Origin of the sequence: Niallia oryzisoli (genome assembly GCF_043641075.1) — a bacterium.
Classification (GTDB): Bacteria; Bacillota; Bacilli; order Bacillales; family Cytobacillaceae; genus Bacillus_BD; species Bacillus_BD oryzisoli_A.
On the sequence record NZ_JBHZRC010000015.1, the window covers coordinates 65,310 to 90,693 of the forward strand.

General features: G+C 39.3%; 15 protein-coding genes. 7 read left to right on the forward strand and 8 right to left on the reverse strand.

The features are described 5' to 3' along the window. Positions 1 to 893: 893 nt before the first annotated feature. The 3 genes from menC to ACHUFV_RS24445 form a co-directional block, all read right to left on the reverse strand. Positions 894 to 2,006 carry an o-succinylbenzoate synthase gene (menC, locus tag ACHUFV_RS24435; protein WP_394238784.1) on the reverse strand — a complete coding sequence of 371 codons (1,113 nt, stop codon included), beginning with the start codon at positions 2,004 to 2,006 and terminating at the stop codon, positions 894 to 896. 87 nt (positions 2,007 to 2,093) lie between these two features. After that, positions 2,094 to 3,224, reverse strand: a complete 1,131-nt coding sequence (locus tag ACHUFV_RS24440) for a M20 peptidase aminoacylase family protein (RefSeq protein WP_394238786.1) — start codon at positions 3,222 to 3,224, stop codon at positions 2,094 to 2,096. Between the two features lie 478 nt (positions 3,225 to 3,702). After that, the gene (locus tag ACHUFV_RS24445; protein WP_394238788.1) at positions 3,703 to 5,193 is read right to left on the reverse strand and encodes a peptide MFS transporter; all 1,491 of its coding nucleotides are present in this window, start codon (positions 5,191 to 5,193) and stop codon (positions 3,703 to 3,705) included. A gap of 1,009 nt (positions 5,194 to 6,202) precedes the next feature. On the opposite strand from ACHUFV_RS24445, the gene ACHUFV_RS24450 reads away from it, so the two are divergent. From ACHUFV_RS24450 to ACHUFV_RS24460, 3 genes are all read left to right on the forward strand, one after another. After that, positions 6,203 to 8,380, forward strand: a complete 2,178-nt coding sequence (locus ACHUFV_RS24450) for an SEC-C metal-binding domain-containing protein (protein WP_394238789.1) — start codon at positions 6,203 to 6,205, stop codon at positions 8,378 to 8,380. Between the two features lie 130 nt (positions 8,381 to 8,510). Next, a complete protein-coding gene (locus tag ACHUFV_RS24455) occupies positions 8,511 to 9,671 on the forward strand; it encodes a hypothetical protein (protein ID WP_394238791.1) in 1,161 nt (386 codons plus the stop codon). 179 nt (positions 9,672 to 9,850) lie between these two features. Further along, a complete protein-coding gene (locus ACHUFV_RS24460) occupies positions 9,851 to 10,294 on the forward strand; it encodes a hypothetical protein (RefSeq protein WP_394238793.1) in 444 nt (147 codons plus the stop codon). 83 nt (positions 10,295 to 10,377) lie between these two features. Here the strand turns inward: ACHUFV_RS24460 and tagU are convergent, their stop codons facing one another. The 3 genes from tagU to secA2 all read right to left on the reverse strand — a co-directional run bounded on the left by tagU (position 10,378) and on the right by secA2 (position 15,243). Further along, complete coding sequence (tagU, locus tag ACHUFV_RS24465; protein WP_394238797.1) at positions 10,378 to 11,352, reverse strand: polyisoprenyl-teichoic acid--peptidoglycan teichoic acid transferase TagU; 975 nt, start codon at positions 11,350 to 11,352, stop codon at positions 10,378 to 10,380. Positions 11,353 to 11,970: 618 nt separating this feature from the next. Beyond that, positions 11,971 to 12,870, reverse strand: a complete 900-nt coding sequence (locus ACHUFV_RS24470; RefSeq protein ID WP_394238800.1) for an accessory Sec system S-layer assembly protein — start codon at positions 12,868 to 12,870, stop codon at positions 11,971 to 11,973. A 3-nt stretch (positions 12,871 to 12,873) separates the two neighbouring features. After that, a complete protein-coding gene (gene secA2, locus ACHUFV_RS24475; RefSeq protein WP_394238801.1) occupies positions 12,874 to 15,243 on the reverse strand; it encodes an accessory Sec system translocase SecA2 in 2,370 nt (789 codons plus the stop codon). 829 nt (positions 15,244 to 16,072) lie between these two features. On the opposite strand from secA2, the gene ACHUFV_RS24480 reads away from it, so the two are divergent. The 3 genes from ACHUFV_RS24480 (at position 16,073) to ACHUFV_RS24490 (ending at position 21,471) form a co-directional block, all read left to right on the forward strand. Continuing rightward, complete coding sequence (locus ACHUFV_RS24480) at positions 16,073 to 18,730, forward strand: S-layer homology domain-containing protein (protein WP_394238803.1); 2,658 nt, start codon at positions 16,073 to 16,075, stop codon at positions 18,728 to 18,730. 504 nt (positions 18,731 to 19,234) lie between these two features. Beyond that, the gene (locus tag ACHUFV_RS24485; RefSeq protein ID WP_394238805.1) at positions 19,235 to 19,669 is read left to right on the forward strand and encodes a zinc-ribbon domain-containing protein; all 435 of its coding nucleotides are present in this window, start codon (positions 19,235 to 19,237) and stop codon (positions 19,667 to 19,669) included. Between the two features lie 584 nt (positions 19,670 to 20,253). After that, the gene (locus ACHUFV_RS24490) at positions 20,254 to 21,471 is read left to right on the forward strand and encodes a stalk domain-containing protein (protein ID WP_394238807.1); all 1,218 of its coding nucleotides are present in this window, start codon (positions 20,254 to 20,256) and stop codon (positions 21,469 to 21,471) included. Positions 21,472 to 21,555: 84 nt separating this feature from the next. Here ACHUFV_RS24490 and ACHUFV_RS24495 read toward each other — a convergent pair whose 3' ends face one another. Both ACHUFV_RS24495 and ACHUFV_RS24500 read right to left on the reverse strand, forming a co-directional pair. After that, positions 21,556 to 22,614, reverse strand: coding sequence for a hypothetical protein (locus ACHUFV_RS24495; protein ID WP_394238809.1), 1,059 nt, complete (start codon positions 22,612 to 22,614; stop codon positions 21,556 to 21,558). A gap of 17 nt (positions 22,615 to 22,631) precedes the next feature. Next, complete coding sequence (locus tag ACHUFV_RS24500) at positions 22,632 to 24,086, reverse strand: MBOAT family O-acyltransferase (RefSeq protein ID WP_394238811.1); 1,455 nt, start codon at positions 24,084 to 24,086, stop codon at positions 22,632 to 22,634. Positions 24,087 to 24,381: 295 nt separating this feature from the next. Here ACHUFV_RS24500 and ACHUFV_RS24505 point away from each other — a divergent pair, with 295 nt between their 5' ends. Continuing rightward, positions 24,382 to 25,167, forward strand: a complete 786-nt coding sequence (locus ACHUFV_RS24505) for an N-acetylmuramoyl-L-alanine amidase (protein ID WP_394238813.1) — start codon at positions 24,382 to 24,384, stop codon at positions 25,165 to 25,167. Positions 25,168 to 25,384: the final 217 nt, after the last annotated feature.

Below are 25,384 nucleotides of genomic sequence, written 5' to 3' on the forward strand. Positions count from 1 at the left end.
GTCAAATAAGAGTCTGACTCTTTTGTTATCAGAGCATCCGTATTTTTGCGGGTGCTTTTTGAATGAACCTTGGAATAGTATTTAGATTAAATTATCACACATGGCCTGTACAATGCCCATGAGTAGAGATAATAAAGGCTTGGTGGCATTATCGAGGTTTGATAGTGCCCGTGATGAGGTGAGAAAAGCGTTAGCGGGAATTATCGGAGTTTGATAGTGCCCGTGATGAGGTAGGAAAGCCGTTAGCGGGAATTATCGAGGTTTGATAGTGCCCGTGATGAGGTAGGAAAGCCGTTAGCGGGAATTATCGAGGTTTGATAGTGCCTGTGATGAGGTAAGAAAAGAGTTAGCGGGAATTATCGAGGTTTGATAGTGCCCGTGATGAGGTGAGAAAAGCGTTAGCGGGAATTATCGAGGTTTGATAGTGCCCGTGATGAGGTAAGAAAAGAGTTAGCGGGAATTATCGAGGTTTGATAGTGCCCGTGATTAGGTGAGAAAAGCGTTAGCGGGAATTATCGAGGTTTGATAGTGCTCGTGATGCGGTAGGAAAGCCGTTAGCGGGAATTATCGAGGTTTGATAGTGCTCGTGATGAGGTGAGAAAAGGGCTAGTGGGAATTATAGGGGGTATAGGGAACCTTGCATATAAACTGATGCCCGAACCAGCTATCGCACAAGAGAAAAGGGAATCAAGCCACCCATCTAATGCCCAAAACAACAACCAAATCTGAAAAAAGGTAATCAAAAAGCTCTTCACCAGAATTCCCGTAACTAAAGAATATTCCCATCCACACGACACAAAAAAATTCCCAATCAAAACCGGGAATTTTTGTCCGCAATACTAGCTCATTTTCACAACAAACCAAGATACCTATTTTCCGAAAAAACCCCACTACTACCGTCCTCGATAAGTCTTCGTCTCAACCGTATAATAATCAACCATCCTTCGGTTCACCTCATACCCAATCCCCGGCCCATCAGGCACAGTAATCAAACCATCCTTCACCACAACCTCCGGATCAATGATGTCACGTTCCCAATAATGTGAGGAACCAGCCGTATCGCCTGGCAGCGTAAAATTATCCAGTGACGTTATCGCGATATTATGCGCTCGTCCCACGCCAGCTTCCAGCATTCCTCCACACCAAATTGGAACACCTTGAGCCTTACACAAATCATGAATCTTTACCGCCTCAGACAAGCCGCCAACGCGTCCAATTTTAACATTGACTACTTTGCAGCTTCCGAGTGCAAGCGCCTTACGGGTATCCTCCACAGAAAGAATACTCTCGTCCAAACAAATCGGTGTCTGTATCTGCGATTGGAGCTCGGCATGATCAATAATATCGTCTGACCCCAATGGCTGCTCAATCATCATCAAATTGTACTGATCCAGCTCCTTCAGTAAATCGATATCTGCCAGCGAATAAGCGGAGTTCGCGTCAGCCATCAATGGCAACGTAGGAAAATGCTTTCGGATGGAGGCAATCAGCTTCACATCCAACCCGGGTTTAATTTTCACCTTCATCCGGCGGTACCCTTCTGCCACATACTTATCAATGATTCGCAGCAGTTCATCGGTTGTCTTTTGAATCCCAATCGCTACACCGACCTCGATGGTTTTCTTTTCCCCGCCTAGTGCGCGACTCAATGAAATTCCTTTTCTTTTTGCATAAAGGTCCCAAACGGCACCTTCAATGGCGGCCTTTGCCATATTATTTTTTCGGATAAAAGAAAAGCGTTTATTTAGGTCATCCGGGTGTTCGAAAGGCGATTCGAAGGAGAGCGGCAGCAGGAAATCCTCGAGCATATGCCAGCTTGTCTTCACGGTTTCCTCGGTATACCAGGGGACATTGAATGCAACACCTTCTCCCCAGCCGGAGACGCCGTCTTCATCGATTGCCTCGACCAAAATAAAGTCCTTTGTCTTAAACGTCCCGTAGCTTGTTGAGAACGGCGATTTTTGCTCCATTTGTAAATGCCTTAATACAACTCGATCCAGCTTCATACTTTGCCTCCATGGTAAAACAATTCTTAGGCGGGCATGTTCTCCAAATGCAGATTTTACCTACAGTCCACCCGTAAAAATCATACCCTATTTCTTCCCGCGTTCAAACGTTTTCATCACAGTTGCAGCGAGAATCAGAACCCCATTTAAAATATCTTCTCTATTAAACGTCATATCTGGGTGATGCAGCCCTGGCTTTAAGTCACAACCGAGTCCAAGCATCGTTGTCTTCAAATCTTCCTTCATGAGCGAATAGAAGTGGAAATCCTCACCACCCGATGTAACGACGGGCGGTGCGCAGCATTCTTGTCCCATTACTTCAATGATGGCACGTTCCATAATCTCCTGTGCTTCTGGATCAACCTGCGCTGCTGGCAGCTTGATTTCCGATTTTAATTTAATATCTGTGTCATAGATAGCAGAAAGTCCTTCCGCAATTTGCGTCAGTTTATATTCTAATTCATTCATCACATCGTTGTTTTGGGCCCGCAAATCGAGCGCAAACTCAGCACGATCCGGGATGACGTTCCCATTCGGTCCACCCGCATGAAACGCTGTCATTTTAATCGATGCAGGTACCTGAGGATCGACATGGATTTTGCTGATTTCCTGAATCAGGCTGCTTCCAACCTCAATCGCGTTAATTCCGAGATGCGGTCGCGCACCATGTGCCGAAACCCCTTTAATTTCACCCGTCACAGACTGTGAAGCGCCGTGGCAGATGGCAGGGGAGGCATAGCCGCTGCGCAGCTCCTGGATGGGGCGAAGATGGACGCCATAGAGGAAGTCCACGTCATCCAGTACCTTTTTCTCGAGCATTTTTAAAGCGCCCGAGCCTTTTTCCTCAGCGGGTTGAAAAATAACCTTCAGCTTACCCGGCGGCTTATAACCCATTTGATTAAATAATTTTACGACACCGAGTGCCATCGTGGAATGCGAATCATGACCGCAGGAATGAACTGCCTGCCATTTTCCGTCCTTTTCCTGCCACAGCGCATCCATATCGGCACGAATGGCAACGGTAAAATCCCCTTCCCCGATTTCACCAACAACTCCAGTACAATCATCAAAGGTTTGGGTATGAAACCCCTCCTTCTCCAGCTGTTCTTTTATAAATTTAGTGGTTTGAACCTCTTCCCAACTAATCTCTGCATGACAGTGGAGATGGTCAAACACAGCAAAAATGTCGGTTTCGATCTGCTTCAATGCTTGTTTCACGGTGCTACATCTCCCTTTTTGATAGGAGGTATGATTCCTCCATTTATTTTAAAAAATTACTTTTGGTGATATAAAGCTCTACTATAGATTATTTTCATATTGTATTGAATGTGAAAAAGAAAATGGTTCTTACTATGATTTTATCAATAATCATAGTGTTCACATCCTAGTGACAACGAGTACGTCTTAATAAGTAGAAATAATTTTTTATATCTTACAATAATATAATGTAGTCGCAACGCATTCAAGGATTTTTAACCGAATCTTCAGTAAAATTTCATTCTTGTTGCAAGGTTGAAATAATCTCAGCAATTTATTCACATGATTAATATCTATGTTCCCAAAATAATGTTATGCGTTAAAGCGCCGGGGGTCAGTCCCCCGGCGCTTTAACGTGATGGGGGACTGCCCCTACCGCGTTAAAGCACAAAAAACCTGCTTCGATCAATCCGAAGCAGGTTAAATATTGAAACAATTCTTATTTTACACCCTTCATCAAGCTTTGGATCTTAGGTGAAATGGCAAAAAGGATAAGACTTAGAACGATAGAAGCCCCACCAATTGCACCAAAGTAAACCATTTCTGTTGCAGGTGAGTAGAATTTAACTAGTTGTGCGTTAAGGGCTTGTGCAGCAGCACTTGCAAGGAACCATAAGCTCATTGTTTGAGCAGAGAACGCTGCTGGTGCTAGCTTTGTTGTAGCTGAAAGACCAACCGGAGATAAACATAATTCTCCAAGTACAACAATGAAATAACTTAATACAAGCCATAATGGACTTACTAATGAATCTGATCCGCCAAGGGATGCAGGTAATAGAATGACCACGAATGAAAGTCCAGCGAATAATAAACCTAAAGCAAACTTTTTCGGAATAGATGGCTGACGGTTACCAAGCTTAACCCATAATCCAGCAAATACTGGAGCAAAAATGATAATAAACAGTGGGTTTAAGGATTGGAACCAAGCCGGTGAAATCGAAATGCCGGCAAAATCTAATTGTGTACGCTTATCAGCAAAGCTTGCAAGGATGGTTGATCCTTGTTCCTGAATAGCCCAGAACATAACCGCAGCAATGAACAATGGAATATAGGCGATAACGCGTGAACGTTCCTCTGCAGAGGTTTTTGGACTGCGATACATAACAATGAAATAAAGAGTAGGAATGATAATACCAAGAATAGCGACAAGGTTAATAAAACTCTCAATTGTCAGATAACCGGCTGGAATAGCAACCGCCACGATGATAGCAAGAATAACAATACCAATACCAAATCGAGTAAATACCTTTTTCTTTTCATCCGGACCAAGCGGGTTAGCCACATACGTACCAGCAAGACCAAGATTTTTTTTCTTTGTTAAAACAAACATAACTAAACCAAGGAACATACCAATTGCTGCAAAACTAAATCCTAAATGGAAGCTAGTATTCATAACCGAACCAACGATTAATGGGGAAATAAAAGCTCCAAGGTTGATACCCATGTAGAAGATACTGAATCCTGCATCACGGCGTGCATCACCAGTTGCGTAAATATCACCAACGACACTTGATACGTTCGGTTTAAGAAGTCCTGTACCAAGAACGATTAATACCATGGAAACAAAGAATAATGCTACACTGCCTGGAATAGCAAGCGCGATATGTCCAAGCATGATCAAAATACCACCAAAGAAGATAGCTTTTTGTGTTCCGAAAATCCGGTCAGCTAACCAGCCACCGATAATTCCTGACATGTATACGAGAGAACCATAGATGGAGACAATAGCGAGGGCAGTCGATTCTTCAATCCCCAAGCCACCTTTGGATACCTCATAGTACATATAGTAAACAAGGATGGCTCTCATACCGTAGTAAGAGAAACGCTCCCAAAACTCGGTGAAAAACAGGGTAAATAATCCTTTGGGATGTCCAAAGAAGCCTTTTTGCGGAACGCTTTCCACAATTTTCTGTTTATTTATACCAGACACTTTATAACCTCCTTTATATTCTTTTAATATAATACTTTCTGAGGTGGACATTTGTCAAAGCGTTGGTAAATATTCATATTAGCAAAATAAATCCCAATATTAATTAAAATAATTTCTATAGTAATATAATAAAAAACAAATAGATTATTTTATGCGAAAGTTTACTAAACGGAGGATATGAGGGAAGGATAATAATACCATTCATAACTCTATCAAATAGATGAAAAGTATTCAATGAAAGACTGACTTCCAATAAATAGTTTTATTACTTAAAATAAAGAGAAAAATCAGGAAAATAATAGTTCACGTTACTGTATTAACGCATCGGGGGACAGTCCCCCGGCGCTTTAAAGCGCCGGGGCGATATGCATGTCATCCGCTTCATGAAGGACCTGTAAGGCTTAGCGAATCGGTAAAATGTCCTTCATCCGCTTCATGAAGGACCTGAAAGGCTTAGCGAATCGGTAAAATGTCCTTCATCCGCTTCATGAAGGACATAAACCGCATAGCGAATTGGTAAAATGTCCATCATCTGCTTCATGAAGGACATAAAACACCTAGAGAATTGGCAAAATGTCCGTCATCTGCTTTGTGAAGGACATAAACCACGTGGAGAATTGGCAAAAAGTCCTTCATCTGCTTCATGAAGGACATAAACCGTATAGAGAATTGGTAAAATGTCCATCATCCGCTTTATGAAGGACATAAACTGCATAGAGAATTGGCAAAAAGTCCATCATCCGCTTCATGAAGGACATAAACTGCATAGAGAATCAGTAAAAAGTCCATCGTCCGCTTCATGAAGGACATAAGCCACATAGCGAATCAGTAAAAAGTCCATCATCCGTCTTATGAAAGACATAATCCTCTTAGAAAACCTAAATGCGATAAAAGGGCAGGGGGCTTTCCTCGCGAGACATACCACTATAATATATGTTACATTAATAACATGTTTTTTACTGGCATTTTCTTGTATACTAAATGGTATGAAATGTAAGAGGTGTTTATTGTGGAAGTAGGTAGAAACGATCTCTGCCCATGTGGCAGCGGAAAGAAATATAAAAAGTGTTGTATGAAGAAAAATCAGGTAGTTGAAATTGGGCAGGTTAAGCGTGAACGGTTTTTTCATTTAAAATATCAGCTAGTACAGGGTTTGGTTAATGAGGTTTTCCCTTCTTCTTTTAAAGAGCTGAACGCTTTAGAGAAAGAATTTAAAAAGCGTGTGGAAGTCGATATTCCGGAATCCTTTATCCAGCATTGGCTCTTGTTTTTCCGTCGTGATGAGCAAGGCTTACGCGGGATTGAACGCTATAATCAAGTGAACGGAAATCAGCGCGATCAAAATTTAAAGGAACTGGCTCTTGAATGGGAGAAAATGATTCCTCGTCTGATTCAGCAGGTTGATTATGACGAACAGGGTGTCATTGTCGAGGATTTGTTTACGAACGAAAGATTCCATATGCCGTACTGTGAAACAATGCCAGAATACACACCATGGGCTGGAACCTTATGTATGCTGGAGGAATTTGACGGCGGCTACTATATCAATGGTGTGGCAACCTCAGTAGATCCAGAATCGGTGAAGCATACCTATGATTTCATTGTACAGAAGATGAAGGAAATGAACGGTTCATCTCTAGAAGTGGCCTTTGAACTCTATCCTGAGATCCTGAAAGCCTTGCTGGAGGATCTGGAGGCTTCGAGAAAAGAGGTCGAAGTGACACGCGTAGAGCTTCATTATGATGTTCAAAGCTTGGATCCCGTATTCCAAGCCCTACAAGAAGACGAGGGCTTTTATATGGATGAATGGCAGGGTGACAGTGGTCAAGGGGCATTTTTGAAAAATATCTATCTTTACGAGGACAACTGCGCATCAGGTCCTGTTCGGATTGCCGAGGTAGAGGGAAGTGTGGATATCACTGGCAAAAAGCTTGTGTTTTCAACACTGTCTACTGACATAGCTGATTCCTTTAAAAATAGCCTATCTAACCTGCAGGGCGTAAAACTAGTTGATGAAAAAGTGGACAAAATGATGGCTCCTCAAGATATAAAAGTATCCTTGTACAGCGTTATGTTGTCTAACGGAGTACCGCAGGAGTTTGCAGCACTGGCCCAGACAGCGATGATTCTGGATGAAACAGACCAGCCGCTGCCGTTGTTCGACGGAATGTCTCCAGAGCAAATGGCAGTTGAAGGAAAAGTAGAAGAGCTTGAACAATGGCTTCGCAAGCATGAATACGGCAGCTACTTTACTATGAAAAAATCAAAAGGTCAGATAAAAGTGTCGCCAGATTATAACGCAGTCAGAAGAAAATTAGGTCTCGAGCTGTCGCCATTTGTAACACTTCGTGAAGAACGGGAAACGAGACTTGTTCCGGAAATCCTGGTTGAAGCTGAAGTGCCATCTTCCGAAGAGCAGGTATTAACGAATGCTGCTGTAACTAAAGAGGACCTCGACCTAATGGAGGAAATCGGCATTCCATTTGAAGAAGCTGAACAATTCTATGTGAAGGATATTCTCGAATGCTTCCGAGAAAAAGGGGCAGGGAAATCCCAGAGTACGTATTATAAATATCGTCTAGGGCTGCAGACAATTGGTTACTTTTTAAGTCAAAAAATCGTCTACTCTTGGTCAGATGTAAACGAAAACGACTGGAGAAAGTGGCTATCCTTTAATTATTTAGCCTTCAATATGGACGCAACCGTAAATCAGGTAAAGGGCTTCATGTCTGTTTTGAAAAGCTTTATTGATAAAATTGACCTGGAGTATGGAACCAAGCATGCGCCAGTAGTCAAAAAGCTGATAAAAGAGCTTGAGCCATCCATCCTATCAGCGGTGAAGGTCATGGATTCCTATGCATCATACCAAGAGCGCCGGAATGAGCTTGAATATGAAATGGATCCACTATTCAATACGATTGAAGCGGGTCCGGAAATCGCGGATGATCGAGTTATTGGATTGTTTGAAGTTACGACAGCAGGTGAAAATGGAGTCAACTTGGAGCTCCTGGCATCTAACAGCAAAAACTACGTAGCTTCAGTCGATGCCAAACACCTCGAACACATTGAACCAGGCATGGTCATCTTCGGAAAAATAGAAAAACAAAATCGATGGAAGCTAAGTAAAATATATCGAACATTCCCTGCGGAATCTGTTCAATATATTGGTACGCTTGTAGCACAATAAAAGTAAAAGGAACACCCGTGGTATGCTAGATATTACGGGTGTTCCTTTTTTGCTGCCCTCTATAAAGTTCACTACTAATCTATTGATTTTTCAGATAGTAATAGAGAAAATGAAGTGGGGGGCGCAGATTATGAAAAAATATTTGGCGGCATTACTATTCGCGGCACTACTTACAGTTCCAACTGTTTCCTTTGCTGAAGAGACAGAGGTAAACTCAGATGATGTCAAATTAACAGATACAGCTTCGGAGCAATTGGAGACAGAACAGACAGCAGTTGATGAAAACTCAAATACAACACCAGTAATAGGCTGGCAGGAGCAGGATGGGAAATGGTTTTACTATGATAAAGATGGAAATCTAGTTACCGACGAATGGATTGAAAGCGGAAATGCGTGGTATTACGTTGGTGTAGATGGTGCTATGTTAGCAGGCGATGCCTATACGATCGATGGTAAGGGATATTTCTTTAATCGATCAGGTGCCATGGCAGCAAACGGCTGGGCGACAGACGGTCACTTTTGGTATTATGCAAAAGCGAACGGTGAATTATGGGAGGGCTGGCTGCTTTATAATGGTCAATGGTATTATTTCTTCAACGATGTTCAATACATGGTTTTTGGACCTCAAACTATTGACGGGAAAGTATACCTTTTTGATAGGGATGGTGCACTAGTCACAAAAAGTGGCTGGATCCCATTTATGAATGATTGGTATTACATAAATGGGGACGGAACTCTTTTAAACGGCTGGCTGTCGTATAATAATCAATGGTATTATTTGTTGGATGGTAGAATGGCAACAGGTGCACAGCTCATTAATGGGCAATATTATTACTTCGACGCTAGTGGAGCAAACGTTACAAGAGCCGGCTGGGTTTCATATGGTCAGTCTTGGTATTACATAGGGGAAAAAGGTGTCCTAATGGAAGGATGGCTACCGTATAATGGTCAATGGTATTACTTAGGTGATACCTATGAGACGCCTTTTCCGGAATATCCTTATTTTTATAAAGAATATGCTCCTGCTAGGATGGCAGCAGGCTATGAAATTATTGACGGTCAATCATATTATTTTGACGCAAATGGTATCATGGCAACCAATAGTTGGGTAGGTGGGGAGGCTTATTCTCGATACTATGCACAGGAAAATGGAGTGTTAAAAACTGGATGGTTCGCATACAACGGTGAATGGTATTATCTTGGAGACTATATGGTAACTGGTACTGTGACAATCGGTACTGAAGTCCATTATTTTAACTCTAACGGTGTTTGGCAATACCAAATAAGCTAATAATGCATTAGTATAAATTGAATTCAATAAAAACTCCTTTTGCAAAAGCTGACTTGCAAAGACACTCTCAGCTTTCGAGAAAGGAGTTTTTATTTTCATAACTATCCAATAGTGTTAAAATGGGCTCAGATAATACAAAGGCATACAGGCAACCAAACTAGAAACAAAGGAGTACAATAATGAAGTTTGTAAAATGGATTTTGATCCCCCTTGTAATCCTAATCGCTATTGGTTTTGGGGTATATCAATTTGGGATAGACTATGCAATTGATAAGGCTGCGGAAAAAATGGAGACCTCAGGAAAAATGGATGAGGTTAAAGAAATGGTGAAGAGTAACTCTGAGCTTACAGCGTTTATTAAAGAGGTAGAAAATAATCCGAAAGCAAAACAATATTTGGAGAATCAAGCCTCAACTGAAGAGCTTCCTTTTGATACAAAGGAGGAAGCAGTAAAAGTGGTTGTGGACCGAGTAGGGATTACGGAGCTAAATGACATCGCGCAAAAGGCTCAAGCGGGACAAGTCTCACAGGATGAACTCATCCAGCAATACTCAAGTGAATTTTCAGAGGAAGAATTGATGGCGTTAAAAATCATTGCATATAAGGAGCTATACGGACAGTAAGAAGCCAAAAAGCCGGTTAAAGTGCTGATCCGTACAAAATGGACACCCTAAAACAAATAAAGGCCAAGCCTCTGCAGCTCCAATTATTGTGCGGGAGCTGTAGCAGCTTGTCCTATTTTGTTCATTTCTAAATGGGTTTTTAACTCATTTTGTACAGTTTGAATTTGCTCATCAGGTACGATAACGTAGAATATATCATCTATTTTCTTGTTTTCACCTGTGATCTGAAGCTGGTCAATGGTTCCGGCAGCTTCTTTATAATTACTTTGGATATCCATCATCTCAGTAAAAGTTAGGTTCGTCCGAACATTCTTCCCCAGGGCCTCAAATATGTCATCAAAGCGTGTGAGAGAGGCTAAGCTTGCTCCTTTGCTGATAATTCCCTGGATAACCTGCCGTTGCCGTTCCTGACGGCCAAAGTCCCCATTGGGATCCTCTTTTCTCATCCGTACAAAGGCCAACGCTTGCTCGCCGTTTAACTCAATCTGTCCTTTATTGAATTGATGGCCTTCCTCAGTAAAGTTAAGAACATTCGTCACCTGTATCCCGCCTACTGCATTAACAATATCCTTAAAACCCTCCATATTGACCTTAACATAATAATCAATTGGAATATCGAGTAAATGCTCTACTGTTGCCATCGACATTTCCTCACGCCCAAAGGCATAAGCATGATTAATTTTATCCTCTACACCGCGCCCCATGATTTCCGTTCTAGTATCGCGCGGGATACTAAGCATCTTAATGGATTTCGTCTCCGGATTAACCGTCAGCACGATCATGGTATCGGACCGCCCACTGTCCCCTTGTCGTTCATCAACACCCAGCAATAAGACTGAAAAAGGATCAGGGTCCTCCTCTTTTGTTAGTGTAATGACCTCCGGGCGTTTTTCAGATTTCTCTCTTTCAATCGGCTGATGCATCGTGTCCACTGCAGTTGTCAAGGAATGATAGACCGTGTATGCATACGCACCACCGCCGGCAATCAGCAGTACAAGTAATATCCCAATAACCTTTAGCCAACGCTTCCCTTTTTTTCGCTTTCTTTCAGCTCTCATCGCAAATTCCTTCCTCATCCAATATTACCAATTATTTCATTATAATGGATATAATGGGTGAAAAATAGTCCTTTTTCTCTTCTATCTATTAAGTATGTCCGATTAGGATTTCAGCAATGTGGTTTTTCACATGGAATAAATTAGTATCCACAATAGAATGTGGATAAATTGTTAAAGTATGTGGATATGTTAGCAATTGTTGTGGATAAAGTCAGCAATCCTGTGAATATCTTTCTTTTTTTAAATAAAATAGGTTAAAATGCATACATACTAAAAATAATTTTCTGGTATACCAATTATTAGAAATTTGCAATGAAATAATTACCACAGATTTCACTCAAAAGCGAAAAATGTAATTGAGATAATTAGGAATGGATGATAATATATAAGTGTAAGTGAGATAGACTCCTTTATAAATACAATAACCAAGGTTGGTAGCCGGGAGAAAAAACACCTATCATATGATAAGTGTTTTTTCTCCCATTTTTTTAGGTATTTGTTGGTAATCCTGTATTATTATACTAGTAATATAGTTTTGTGTATAAAAGGGTAGTTTTGAATCCTGACAGGAAAAAATAAAAAAGGGGATAAGTAATCATACTTATCCCCTTTAACTCGTTAACTCTGTGGAACATACGCTTTCCATTTACTCAAATCGATTTCTTCCTTTAAAACCAATTCCTTCGGGAAGATGAAGGTCCAAGGCTTGCTTGTGTTGGCTTTGATTTCTAGTTTCTCAAATTTGAAACCGCCTTTGGCAATAATATCACCTGAGGCATCCTCCACATTCAAAGGCAGCTGTTCCAGGTTGACATTCTTTTCGCTTCCGTTTCGGATAAGCAGGGTAACATGTAGTGCCCCATCATCATCCAAACGAGATTGAATGCCCATAAAGTTCACTTCACCCGGCTTAGGAGGCTGGATTGTTTTTACGAGCTGTGCAAGCTTTTCCTTATCCGTGTCCGCCAGGCTCTTTTCCCAGCTTTCTTCTAAATCAAGGGCATGTGGCGCTTTTGGCTTTTGAAGCTCGAATGCCAGCTTCCAATCTGTTTGCGGGATTTCCTTAACCCTTACATTACGATCGTCAAAAATAAAAACCCACGGTACGCTGCTTTCAGCAGGCAGCTCCCCAAGCGTTGATAAATCAAAGGTTTGACGGGCCAGATGTTCTCCGTTAGGTCCAATTAAAAGCAGCGGCACTGGCTCCTTGAACCGAATTCCCTTTGGCAGGCTGTTGCGTATAAAGGCTTTGACTGAAACCCTTCCATCCTCAGAATGGACCTCAATACCTGAAAGAGAGATTTGATTTTCCAGTAACAAAGGAAGCTCGTTATTTAAAAATTGATAATAATATTTTTCTTCCTGACTGATGTTGGCAGCAGGAGGGAAGTGAAGACTTGTCTTTACTTCCTTACCGGTGGATTCTGATTGTTCCCCTAACAGCTCCATGGAATCAACTGTGTGATCGTCGCCTTCTTTAGCTATTTTATTTTTATCACGTTTGAAAAAACCGAACATCTGTTATACCCTCCCCGTGTGATTATCTATGGCTCGTACAATACCTGCCGTTTGGCGGCCGATTTCTCTTTCAATTTTATGATACATTTCTGTAAACAAAGCATAGCCTTCACGGCCGTATTGACGCATTGGGTCCTCCTGGCTGTAGCTTCGTAGTCCGATTCCTTCCTTTAGACGTTCCATTGCTTCAAGGTGTGCCAGCCAATGGTGATCAACAGCAGAAAGGATATAGCGTGGGAACGCTGATAAGACCTGCGGATTTTCCGTAATCTCATCCAGTCTTGCAAAATAGCTTTCAAGCTCTGCTGTTACAAAATCGGTAATGCGGCTTCTATCTGACATTTCAGAAATAGCTGTTAACCCGTCAGTGGTTGGCAGTACCTGTGATAAATTTCTGATTAGTGTTTGAAGCTCCCAATTCTCTGGAATAATGTCTTCAGAGCAAATGATTTCAATTTCATTTTTAACGAAGGATTCAACTGATGATTTAATCAATGGGACTAAATCACGTCCCTCAAGAATGCGGGTACGTAATTCATAGACCGTACTGCGCTGCATATTTAAGACATCGTCTAGTTTAATATTGTATTCGCGGATGGAATAGCCTGAGCCTTCGCAAATACGCTGCGTCCGATCAAAAAATTCAATGATCCTATCACCTGTGATTCGGCCATCTGCATCGACTTTTATTTTCTTCATTAATTTCTCCGCTTCTTCTCTGGCAAAGCGGAGGATGAGCTCATCCTCGAGGGAGATAAAGAATTCTGAAACCCCTGGATCGCCCTGACGTCCGGAACGTCCCTTCAATTGGTTGTCGATTCTGCGGGACTCATTCCGCTCAGTTCCTACCACATAGAGGCCGCCTAGCTCTGCAACACCTTCACCGAGCATAATATCGGTTCCGCGTCCGGCCATATTGGTTGCAACGGTAATTCGACCCTTTTGTCCGGCAAGGCTGATGAGCTGTACCTCCTGCTCTACAGTTTTCGCGTTTAGAATCTCGATTTCAAGATCTAATTCTCTTAAATACTCGGCTACCTTTTCAGACTGTAAAATGGAGGTCGTTCCAATTAGGATAGGCTGGCCAGTTTGATTCAACTCCTTTACCCTTTTGGCAACAGCTTGATATTTATGCTCAATGGTATCAAATACCTGATCAGGCAAATCCTTTCGCATAATGGGTCTGTTGGTCGGGATTTGGACTACATTCATCGAATAGATTTCCTGAAATTCCTTTTCTTCTGTTTTAGCAGTACCCGTCATACCGGAAAGAACGGGATAAAGCCGGAAATAGTTTTGAATCGTGATAGAGGCCTGTGTTTTGTTTTCCTCAGTCAGCTCCAAGCCTTCCTTCGCTTCAATAGCCTGATGAAGTCCGTTGCTCAAAGAACGTCCTTCCATCGTCCTTCCAGTAAACGCATCAACCAAAAGAACCTTTCCTTCTTTTACAATATAATCGACATCCCGCTTAAACATAATATGGGCACGTAATGCCTGTATCACATAATGATAGAGTGTTTGATGCTCAAGGTCATAAAGGTTATCGATATCAAAGCCGCGTTCAATTTTTGCAATACCCTCTTCGGTAAAATTGGTTGTCTTTGTTTCCGGGTCAAAAATAAAGTCTTCGTCGTCCTTAAAGTTTTTAATTATGCGGGCGCACAGGTAGCTTAATTCGTTGCTGACACCTGTTTTTCCGGCAATAATCAGAGGAGTTTTGGCCTCATCAATTAGCACACTGTCAGCCTCATCAATAATGGCAAAATGATAAGGCCGTTGAACACGCTGCTCAGGACTGTATGCCATATGATCTCGTAAATGATCAAAGCCAAATTCATTCCCAACCCCGTATGTAATATCAGCCTGGTAAGCTAATTTTTTGGCTTCAGGCTCCATCATCGGTACATTCAATCCAACAGTTAAACCGAGAAACTCATGGATTCCCCCAATCAACTCACGGTCACGTCTGGCAAGGTAATCATTTACGGTAATAACATGAACACCCTTACCTTCAAGGGCACGTAAATAGCTTGCTAGAGAGGCTACAAGTGTTTTACCTTCACCTGTCGGCATTTCGGCAATGCTGCCTTCTGTTAACACCATTCCGCCAATCAGCTGAACATCAAAGTGGCGCATACCGACAACACGTTTTGCCGCTTCACGTACAACAGCAAAGGCTTCAACTTGAATATCTAATACAGATTGCCCATTAGCAATTTGTTCTTTGAAATAAGCTGTTTTTGCTTTTAGCTCATCATCTGTTAGCTTTTCCATTTCCGGCTCAAGCCGGTTAATTTGCTCTACCTTTTTATAGAAGGAACTGAGTTTTTTATCCTGCTTATCGCCTACTAGCTTTTTAAAGTAACCAAGCATACACTTCTCTCCTCGCAAATCAATCCAGTTTCTTGCATTAGTATAGCATGATTTACATTCTCTTTCAGCATTCCCAACTTTTTACGTTAAGCCTGTAAAAGGTTGAATACATTCAAATTATTATAGTAATAAAGATGATGGGACTCATATTATATAGAAGGAATCAGAATTTCTATATATTTTGTGTGGATTAGATAAAAATAATACTAATATTTGTATAGTATGGTGAGGCTCAATATAAAAATGAGAGGATGGGGATTGATTGTCTATTCATTATATTAATAGAAGAAAGTTGTATGGTATTAGGGTTTTTGTATGGAGATTTGGGATAACGCCATAATATAGGAAGAAACGGGGTAAATAAAGAATGAAGAGAATTTATTAGTTTGAAATATACACGAATATTATTATAGGCGGAAAGCCCTTTAATTATTTAAAATTTGTGGAACTTTTGTGTCAATTAAATGAATTTTATAACTGACTATAACCTTATTTACATATAGTGATAGATAAAACTAATATAAAATATAATATTAATAGATAGGTAATAAAAACGTAACGTTTCGACATAAAAGGAGAATTAACTGTCAAAATAATTGTAGTTTTTTGACAAGTACCATAGATAAAACAAAGGTATATCAAAGCAAATCTGTAATGAAAATGTTAAATAAAGGAATGTTACAAGACGTTGACATTATTCTATAAAAATTCTATACTAATAAATGTTGAAGGGCTGATTTAAGAGATTAAGAATTTAATTGATTCAAGCTCTTAACCATGCTTCAAATAATATATTACTTTTTACACATACAAGGAGGAAAATATCTCAATGGCTTACCAACCAAAGTCTTACCGTAAATATTTAGCAGGCGCAGCAGCAGCAGCTGTCGTAGCATCTGCAGTACCAACAGCTGGATTTGCAGCTGCATCTTTCACTGACACTCAAGGTCACTGGGCTGCTGAAGCAATTGATTATCTAGTAGGAACTAAAGCACTTGATGGAATGGCACCTGGAATCTTCGCTCCAGAAGCTGACCTTACTCGTGGTCAAGCAGCAGCAGTTCTTGCTCGTGTATTAGGACTTGATATTGTTGATAGTGCAAAGACGGATTTTGCTGATACTAAAGATCACTGGTCTTCTAAATATGTTAAAGCTTTACAAGATTACAATTCAAAAATCATCGGCGGTTATGGCGATGGAACTTTCCAACCAGAAGGATCAATCACTCGTCAAGAATTAGCAAAAATGGTTGTAACTGCATTTGGTTACGAACTTGATGACACTAAAGATGTTGCATTTGATGATAACAACTCATGGGGAGCAGAATACGTAGAAATCCTAGCTAGCCTTGGTATTATCGGCGGATACGGCGATGGAACAGTTCTTCCAGGCGAAAAAGTTTCTCGTGCAGAAGCAGCTACTTTCGTTTATCGTTCTGAAGTTCCTGCTGAACGTATTGAAGTTAAAGATAAGGAAGTTGAAGTTGTAACACCTGCAGTTGAGAGTGTAAGTGCGATTAACGCTAAGCAACTAGTTGTTAAATTTACTACAGCGGTGGAAAAAGATTCAGTTGTAGCTGCTGATGAAACATTGGTTGATGGTGCATTCAAGCTTGAAAAAGTTGCTGCTACATCACCTTCAGTAAGCCTAGATGGTGCAAAAGCTGTTTTAAGTGCTGATGGAAAGACTTTAACAATCACTTATGCAACTGCTGGTGCAGCTGGTGAATATGCAAATGGTGATTATGTGTTCTCTGTTGTTAAAAATAAAGTACAAACAACTAACACTACTAAAACTGAGTATATCCCAGCATATACTTCATCTACATTAGTGATTAAAGATACTACTAACCCGACTGTTGTTAGCACAGAAAAAATAAATGCTACTCAATACAAACTTACATTTAATGAGCCTATTAAATCAGAAGGTGTTATTTCTGGAACTTATGCTGACGGTTCAGGCGTTGCACCTGTTTCTGTTGCAACACCAACAAAAGTTGATCAGAAAACTTTAACCGTAACATTAACATCAACTGTAGGAAAGAATGTTAACGTTACTTTAGTAGGTGTAACAGATTACAATAACAACTTAGTTTCTCCGAACCCAATTACTTTTACAGCTGTAAAATCCGATAAAGATGGAGTTGCTCCTACTGCTACTGTAAAAGCTCTAAGTGCATCTAAACTTGAAGTGAAGTTTAGCGAAGAAGTTCAGGACTTCCCTGCAAAAGCTGATTTTACAATTGATACTGTAGGTTTAGTTGCTGGCGATAAAGTTGTTCAAGATACTACGGATAAAACAAAGTATACAATTGAACTAGCAACTCCATTAGTTGCAGGTTTCCATAATATTGCTGTTGCTGCAAATAAATTTTATGATTTATCTGGAGAAGGAAATGCTGCTCATGCATCAACAATTCAGATTACAGCAGACCAAACTGCTCCTACGCTAACTAATTCTAAAGTGGTTAAAGAACGTGATGGTAAAGAGTATTTGGTATTAACATTTAATAAAGATGTAGTATTAAGTGGTTTCGCTGGAGCAATTACTGTATCTGGTAAATCAGTTAAAGATTATGTAACAACTTCACCGGTTACTTTTGATACAGCTTCTGCATTTGTAGCTAATGGTACAAATGTCCGTAATGAATATAAAATTGCATTAGATCAAATCACTACAGGTGGAAATGGCACTGCTCTAGTTAAAGATACAACTTATACAATTGATCTACCTGCAAATGCTGTTAAAACATTAACAAACACAGTAGGTAATGAAGCTAAAACAAATGCTATTACATTCACTCGTGGCACAGATTCAGCTGTAACAGGATTAGGTGTGGCAGAAGTTAAGACTAACCAAGCATCATTAACGGGTGGCGCTGCAGGAAAAGATATATTACTTGCTAATAATAAAGTAACTGTTACTTTTGATCAAACAGTTGATGGTGCATCTGCTATAGCAGCATCTAACTATGTAGTTGATGGAGCTGTTGTGAAGTCTGCTGAATTAGCAGGTGATAACAAAACAGTTACACTTACACTAGAGGATAACAAAACAACTTATTCAGGTGCACGTTATTTAACAATCACTGGTGTTAAAACATCAGCAGGTCTTCCATTAGCGGAAACATTCAAAAAGGCAATTACGCTAAATGAAAATGTTGCACCAACTGTTACAGGTGTTAAAATTAATGCTACAACTGCTACAACTGCTGATGTTGAACTAACATTTAGTGAAGTTGTATCTCATACTGCTGATACTGCTGATTTCAATGTGTTTGTAGATGGTTTAACTGATGCAAATGTATCAGTAGCAACTGTTACTGCAACTGCTACACCAACTGATAAAGTTGTTGTTAAAATCACTTTAGATGATATTGCGAAGTTATCAAGTAAAACAATTACTTTAAAAGCTAACACATCTAAAATTGACTTTAAAGATGCAGCGGGTAATACTGTTGAAGTTGGTACAGTTACTGTTAAGTAATTAAGAATAGCTGGGTTAACTCTAAATTTTGTTGAGTCTGTAGGATAAAGGAATGTATTCTTTTATTCTTGATCTAGCCTTTGGAAAGCTCTGTGGAGAGTAAAATCTCTGGAGGGCTTTTCTTTTTCTTCCATTCTTGTAAATAAAGAAAAAATGCAAAGCCTCTAGTCTTATCCTTCTTATTCCCACTTCTTCTCATATTCGGATTATTCCCATTTGAAAGTTCAATCCATTCTATATGTAAATTCCAAATTTTAACTTAAATAGTGCCGCCTTTATAATGATTTTGTTGCTGTTCTTTTGGTATGGAGTCCCTTGTAAGACAGCACTATAGTATGGTCATCCTTTTTGTAAATATTGTAATAATGCTACATATTATGTGACTACTTCATTCTCTTAATCATATATAGTTACATTTGGTAGTATCGCCTTACATTTTAATAATATGTGTTTTACTATAATTGTATAAGACGACTAATTGTAGATACTAAAGAGGTGAAAACAGTGGGGAATTCTATTGCTGAATGCCGTCCTGACTTGCTGAAGGATTGGGATTATTCGAAAACGATTTATAATCCCTATGATGTTTCACTAGGGTCTGATAAGAGGATTCATTGGAAGTGCCATGTCTGTGGCTATGAATGGGAGGTAGAGGCCAAAAATAGAGCGACTACTAATACAGGCTGCCCTTTATGTATGAAACGGTGGAATACATCGTATAATGAACTCACTTTATCTTATTATTTAAAGCAAGTTTTTATTTCCACAATAAATGGTTTTCAACTAGATATAGAAGAAATTAAAGAAGTTGATATTTATATCCCAGATTTGAATCTTGTTATTGAATATGACAGTCTCTACCACCATGAAAAACGTGAAGAAATAGATACTTTTAAAACGAAGTTATTATTAAAACATAGATTTATGGTAATCCGCTAAAAACGTCGGGACGGTTCTCATGTTGCATAGATAGAAAGGCCAGTGGAGAGAAATCTTTACGGGTCTTTTCTATTAATTAGAAAAACGAATCAAATAGAAAAATTAGCTTATATTATTATAGTGTATAGAAACATCAACTCTAATTCTTATGATAGGTTTTGTATGGCTAGGGCAATTGATAATAGTAGAGGATCTTTCATGTAAGGCTATTCGCTTCAGTAGGGAGTTAGCGACTTTAATAGAAATACGAGGAACCCAACAGGGTAATAAGAACTACATAATAAGGTAGTGTCTTACTAGTTTATTAATAAAAATATTCAGAAATATCATAAAATTATATACCTATTTAGTATTAGATCATGGTACTATTAATACTAGCTTCTTTTACCTATATTATAGTTTTATATAGAAAAATATGGAGAATTACAGGTGATTAATACATCTGAACATTATGCTAATTAAAGCATTTGGCTAGTATTCTGTCTGATATTATGCAACATGTTGTGCCGCTTTATACTTTTCTTCAACACCTTTCTATAGTAAAAGTAGCTGCCTTACTATAATCGGGAAGCAGGTATAGTTTTATGAAGAAGGTTTGCTATTATTTTAGTTTTTTATTCTTTTTAATTCTATTAATGTGTATGAGTGTTCCAGTTTCGGCAAATTCCCCAATACAAGTGCAGGTTGACGGAGATGAAATTAAGTATACTGCTTCGCCAGCCATTATTAATAATAAACTGATGGTACCTGTTAGAAAAACGGCCGAGATTATGGGGTTAAAGGTAGAATGGTCTGGCCAAGATCAGATGGTCTCAATTATTGGAAATGGAAAAACGATAGAGATCATGGTTGATTCGAAGAAAGCTACTATTAATAGAAAACAAATACAGTTAGAGGTTGCTCCGACAATAGTAAACGGGGAGACCTTGATTCCACTTCGATTTCTATCAGATGAATTTGGATATATACTGGAATGGAATCCAAATAAAAACACTGTTGCATTATTTAGTTCAATGGAGGAGGATCAAAATAACGATCAGGAAGTTAATGCGGATATCCCTGTATTAATGTATCATAGCTTGATAGATAATTTAAACACTTCACTAAGTGTCGATCCAGAGCGATTTAGAGAGCAGATGGCTGCTTTGAAAACTAGGGGATATAACACGATTACTGATTATGACTTGTTAAACTTTTTGGAAAAAGGAACCCCTCTTCCTGATAACCCAATCTTAATTACCTTTGATGACGGCTATAAAAGCAATTACAGTGAAGCATATCCCGTATTAAAGGAATTAGGATTGAAAGCAACCATTTATGTCATTACCAGTCGGATTTTTGAAGATGTCACAATTTTGCCTGGAGAATCAGAAAAGATTACCTGGAAGGATGCTAGAGAAATGATGGGAACCATGCTGATACAAAGTCATACATGGGATTCTCACAAAATGGTGATGAGTGCAACAGGAGCGGAGCGGGGGCTGATCGCAAGTCCAATTATTATTAATGGACATGTAGAATCACAGCAAGAATATGAAACTCGTATTTATGAGGATTTGGTACAGTCGAAAAAAGCAATAGAAGAAAAGCTGGGCTATGAGGTCGTTTCAATCGCATATCCATATGGAGACTATTCACAAGAAACCATCAATATGGCTCTGAACGCCGGCTACAAAATGGGCTTTGCTGTAAGAGATGGAGTAGTAAATAAAGAGGATCATTTATTTAAGCTAGATCGAATTCAAGTTTACGGGAGTTACTCTGGTGAGGAATTAATTAATGTGATTGAGGGTGCTAACTAAGTGCCAGGCACCTTCCAGTAAATTGTAAACAAAGCATCCCCAAGCGGCAAGCTAGACTGCCCTAGGAGATGCTTTGTTTTTTTATTAAAGGGAAGAAGAGGAGGACTCCAAATCTATTCCCAATTGCTCCCTAACGAATTGCAAATGCTCATCAATATTACCCACATCAATTTTCACTCCAAAGTCACTTGGAATATCGGGATTACTGTAACCCATTATTTTATCCACAATCAATTTACCAACCTCCGGATAGAAGTGATAGGGATCATAATAATTATTTGGATCCGTTGTGATGGAATTAAGGTAGGCAAAGTTATAAACATTATCAAATACATATGTAATCTCAGTCAACCAACGTTCATAGTCCGCAAAGGTTTCTTTGTCTCGAACATTCCCCTTTAGTGTGTAATCGGACGTTGGATTGGTAAAGATAATAAATTTTGTATTAGGGTTATTCTTTTTTAACGTCTCTAATGTTTGAAGATAGTTTTCATCATAATTTGTCGGTGTATCAGTAAAGGTATTCTGAAATGATGTTTTTGCTGCCAGCGCTTCTTCGTTCGTAAACCTTTTTGCCTCAGCAGTATTCTTTCGGTTATACATGCGAGTTTCGATGAATTCCTTCTTAGTAGAAGCGGTGTAGTTTTGAAAAGAGTATTTTAACGTATCATATGAAAGTAATGACTTGATTCGATAAAACGGGCTGTTAGCTTGATCAATGTAATGCAGCGGGTCCTCCGAATTATCAAGCAGATTTTTCTCGAAGCTGTCATAATATAATTCCATGACGATGGTATCAAAATCTCCGCCCTTTACCTTTTTTGCATATTCGATATAGTCGTTATACTCCCAAACCCTCATGGCACTGACTGAATAGTTATATGCCTTATGTCCGATAAAATCCTCCTGATTTATATGCGTTGTCCTGCTCGATCCAATAATTAACGTATCATAATCAAAGTCATTAAATGTGATGAAGTTGGTCTTCTGCTGCCTTTCATCGATTACCATTTGCCTTTGATTATACTTGCTGGAATGATTCGTAAGCCACAGTGGGTCAATATAGTAATTCACTGCCACTACCAGAAGCAGCGGTAGGATAGCGAGTAGTAAGGTACGTATGGACCATTTTTTGTATTTCATTTAGCAACCACCTAGACTTAAAAGTTAAAATATAGGAATTCCGATATCTTGTTAAGATTAATGACGCAGTAAACAAATAAAGCGGCAATGAAAATAGAAACCGTTACTGTTGGCCGGAAATTTTTCATCAGTTCAATTGAATTTTTCAACGCTAAAATAATGACAAAGGCGACGATGATCAAAACAGAAGCCTTCATGATTTCAATGTGATCGATAAAATAGGTAGAGTATTGGATTCCATACTGATTAAGAACGGAAAGCTTTCCATTTAGATAATCGGGAAGCGTAAAGCCATTGAAACCAAACATTCCCTTCAGTACTTTAAGAGCATCGTCGAATGAGGTAGCTCTAAAAAACACCCAAGCAACATTAACAAAGTTAAATGTAATAAACCAGGCAATAATCTTTGGTAATCTAAAACCTTGTGCTTTCCAAAATCGGTTCATACACATGGCTACACCGTGCATAATCCCCCAGAAAATAAACGCCCATCCAGCACCATGCCAAAATCCGCTGATAAAGAAAATGATTAATACATTTATGTAGGTTCTAGCCTTCCCTTTCCTGCTTCCGCCAAGTGGGATATAAATATATTGTGTTAGAAAACGACCGAGTGTAATATGCCACCTTCTCCAAAAATCTTGGATATCCAAGGATTTATAGGGTGAGTTGAAGTTCATTAGCAATTGAATGTTAAACATTAGAGAGATACCAATGGCCATATCACAGTACCCGCTGAAATCAAAATATAATTGGAAGGTATAGGCTAGTGACGTAATCCACCCTTCGATAAACGTTAATGACTCTGCCTGGTCAAATCCTTGTGTTGCCCAAATTGCAAACGTATCTGCAATGGCTACTTTTTTAAACATACCAATGGAAAAAATAAAAAAGCCCATAGATATATTCTTCCAATTAATAAACTTTTTCCGATTACTCATGAACTGAGGAATTATTTCATTATGATAGACAATCGGTCCGGCAATAAGCTTTGGGAAAAAGGTAACAAATAAGGAGTAGTCCAATAATGTATAATCCTTTGTCTCTCCTCTGTAACTATCGACTAAATAGATGATTTGTTCAAATGTAAAGAAACTAATGGCAAGCGGTAAAGCAAGCTTTAATAATGCAATATTGGAATCAAAGGCGGAATTAACTGTTAAAATAAAGAAATCAGAGTACTTGTAATAGCCGAGAAAGGCAGAATTAATGATAATACCCGCAACTAAAATAGCCTTTTTGTTAATTCTCGAATGCTCTTTTCCGAGCAAAGTACCTAATGCAAAGTTAAAAAAGAGAGAAATAAGTAATAATGGTAAATAGGCAATATTCCACCAGCTATAAAAGAATAAAGAGCTTGCCACCAACCAATATTTAGAAGCAACAGTAAGCCGCCTTTTATTAAGAAAAAAATAAACGATAAATACAATAGGTAAGAAAACAAAAATAAAATCAAAAGAATTAAAAAGCATACAAACTTCTCCATTTCTCGACATTTTCTCAACATATAAGTTTATCAAAAAAAGGTGCCAGGCACCATCCAGATAATTGGTAATTAAATCAACTTATCATTAAAATGCCCTGAAATATGCTGATTACCATAAAAAATGGAGAGTTCCTAGTTCTGAAATTGGAAAAATAGTAGGGGGATATAGGGAAACATGGCCTGTTTCACATGTACCTATTTGTACTTTTTTCACAAATATGAAAGTAGTCCACACCATTTGGGTTATTTTTGCATATAAAATACTGAGGTGAAGATGAGATATGTTTAAATTATTTCTAGATCCAGGTCACGGAGGCAAGGACCCAGGTGCTGTTGGTAATGGATTACAGGAAAAAGATATAACATTGTCAATCTCGCAGGTCATTCATAAGACTTTGGTAAACGAATATCGTGATATTGAAGTCTGGATGAGTCGTCAAGATGATACCTTCCCTTCTTTAAGTCAACGGACAAATGATGCGAATAAGTGGGGTGCACACTTCTTTCTTTCCATCCATATTAATTCTGGCGGAGGTACAGGCTTTGAATCCTTTGTATATCCGGATATGGGACCGCCGACAACTACTTATCAGAACCTGATTCATGATGAAATTATGAAAGTCGTCGGCCTGAAGAATCGTGGGAAGAAACAAAGCGATCTGCACGTGTTACGCGAAACAAACATGCCGGCGATCTTAACTGAATGTGGATTCATTGACAATTCGTTTGATGCTGCAAAAATGAAGGATTCCAACTGGATTCAAGCTGTCGGAAAAGCACATGTAAAAGGTCTTGAACGAGCATTTAGCTTGAAAAGGAAAAACCCGACCTATGAAGTCATTATCCCTAATTTGGAATACTGGCAGGCCAGCGCCTTGGCACCGGAGTTTCAAAAAAGAGGCTATACTGCACAAGGCGTTGCATTAAAACATTATGCAGCAAATGAAACACCAGCAGCAAATGACCCGTATCAATTAGTGATTACAACGGATTATGCCAATGCCCAGAACGTAATTGCTGAGTTGAAGAATAGAAACTATGACCGTACGTATGGACGGGAAGTCTAATAGGGTGCCAGCGTATAATGGCAAATAAGTCAAACACCATTTTTTAGGTAAAAGAGACCGACCTTAAGCATAGCCCTTCCAAATCTTTTTTTTTGGAAGGGTTCAACTACCACAGAATTTATTATAGAGCTTCTCTAGATCGTGAAAGGACCTTGCTTTTCCATCCTACAGAGGTTACAGCCTAGTTATATAAACTCGGAATCTTTCATGTATTATT

Excerpts from the sequence above, each read along its gene's own strand:
- ACHUFV_RS24460 (WP_394238793.1), top strand. The coding sequence starts at position 9,851 with ATGAAGTTTGTAAAATGGATTTTGATCCCCCTTGTAATCCTAATCGCT.
- menC (WP_394238784.1), bottom strand. The coding sequence starts at position 2,006 with ATGAAGCTGGATCGAGTTGTATTAAGGCATTTACAAATGGAGCAAAAA.
- ACHUFV_RS24495 (WP_394238809.1), bottom strand. The coding sequence starts at position 22,614 with ATGAAATACAAAAAATGGTCCATACGTACCTTACTACTCGCTATCCTA.
- ACHUFV_RS24500 (WP_394238811.1), bottom strand. The coding sequence starts at position 24,086 with ATGCTTTTTAATTCTTTTGATTTTATTTTTGTTTTCTTACCTATTGTA.
- secA2 (WP_394238801.1), bottom strand. The coding sequence starts at position 15,243 with ATGCTTGGTTACTTTAAAAAGCTAGTAGGCGATAAGCAGGATAAAAAA.
- ACHUFV_RS24505 (WP_394238813.1), top strand. The coding sequence starts at position 24,382 with ATGTTTAAATTATTTCTAGATCCAGGTCACGGAGGCAAGGACCCAGGT.
- ACHUFV_RS24455 (WP_394238791.1), top strand. The coding sequence starts at position 8,511 with ATGAAAAAATATTTGGCGGCATTACTATTCGCGGCACTACTTACAGTT.
- ACHUFV_RS24470 (WP_394238800.1), bottom strand. The coding sequence starts at position 12,870 with ATGTTCGGTTTTTTCAAACGTGATAAAAATAAAATAGCTAAAGAAGGC.
- ACHUFV_RS24480 (WP_394238803.1), top strand. The coding sequence starts at position 16,073 with ATGGCTTACCAACCAAAGTCTTACCGTAAATATTTAGCAGGCGCAGCA.
- tagU (WP_394238797.1), bottom strand. The coding sequence starts at position 11,352 with ATGAGAGCTGAAAGAAAGCGAAAAAAAGGGAAGCGTTGGCTAAAGGTT.
- ACHUFV_RS24490 (WP_394238807.1), top strand. The coding sequence starts at position 20,254 with ATGAAGAAGGTTTGCTATTATTTTAGTTTTTTATTCTTTTTAATTCTA.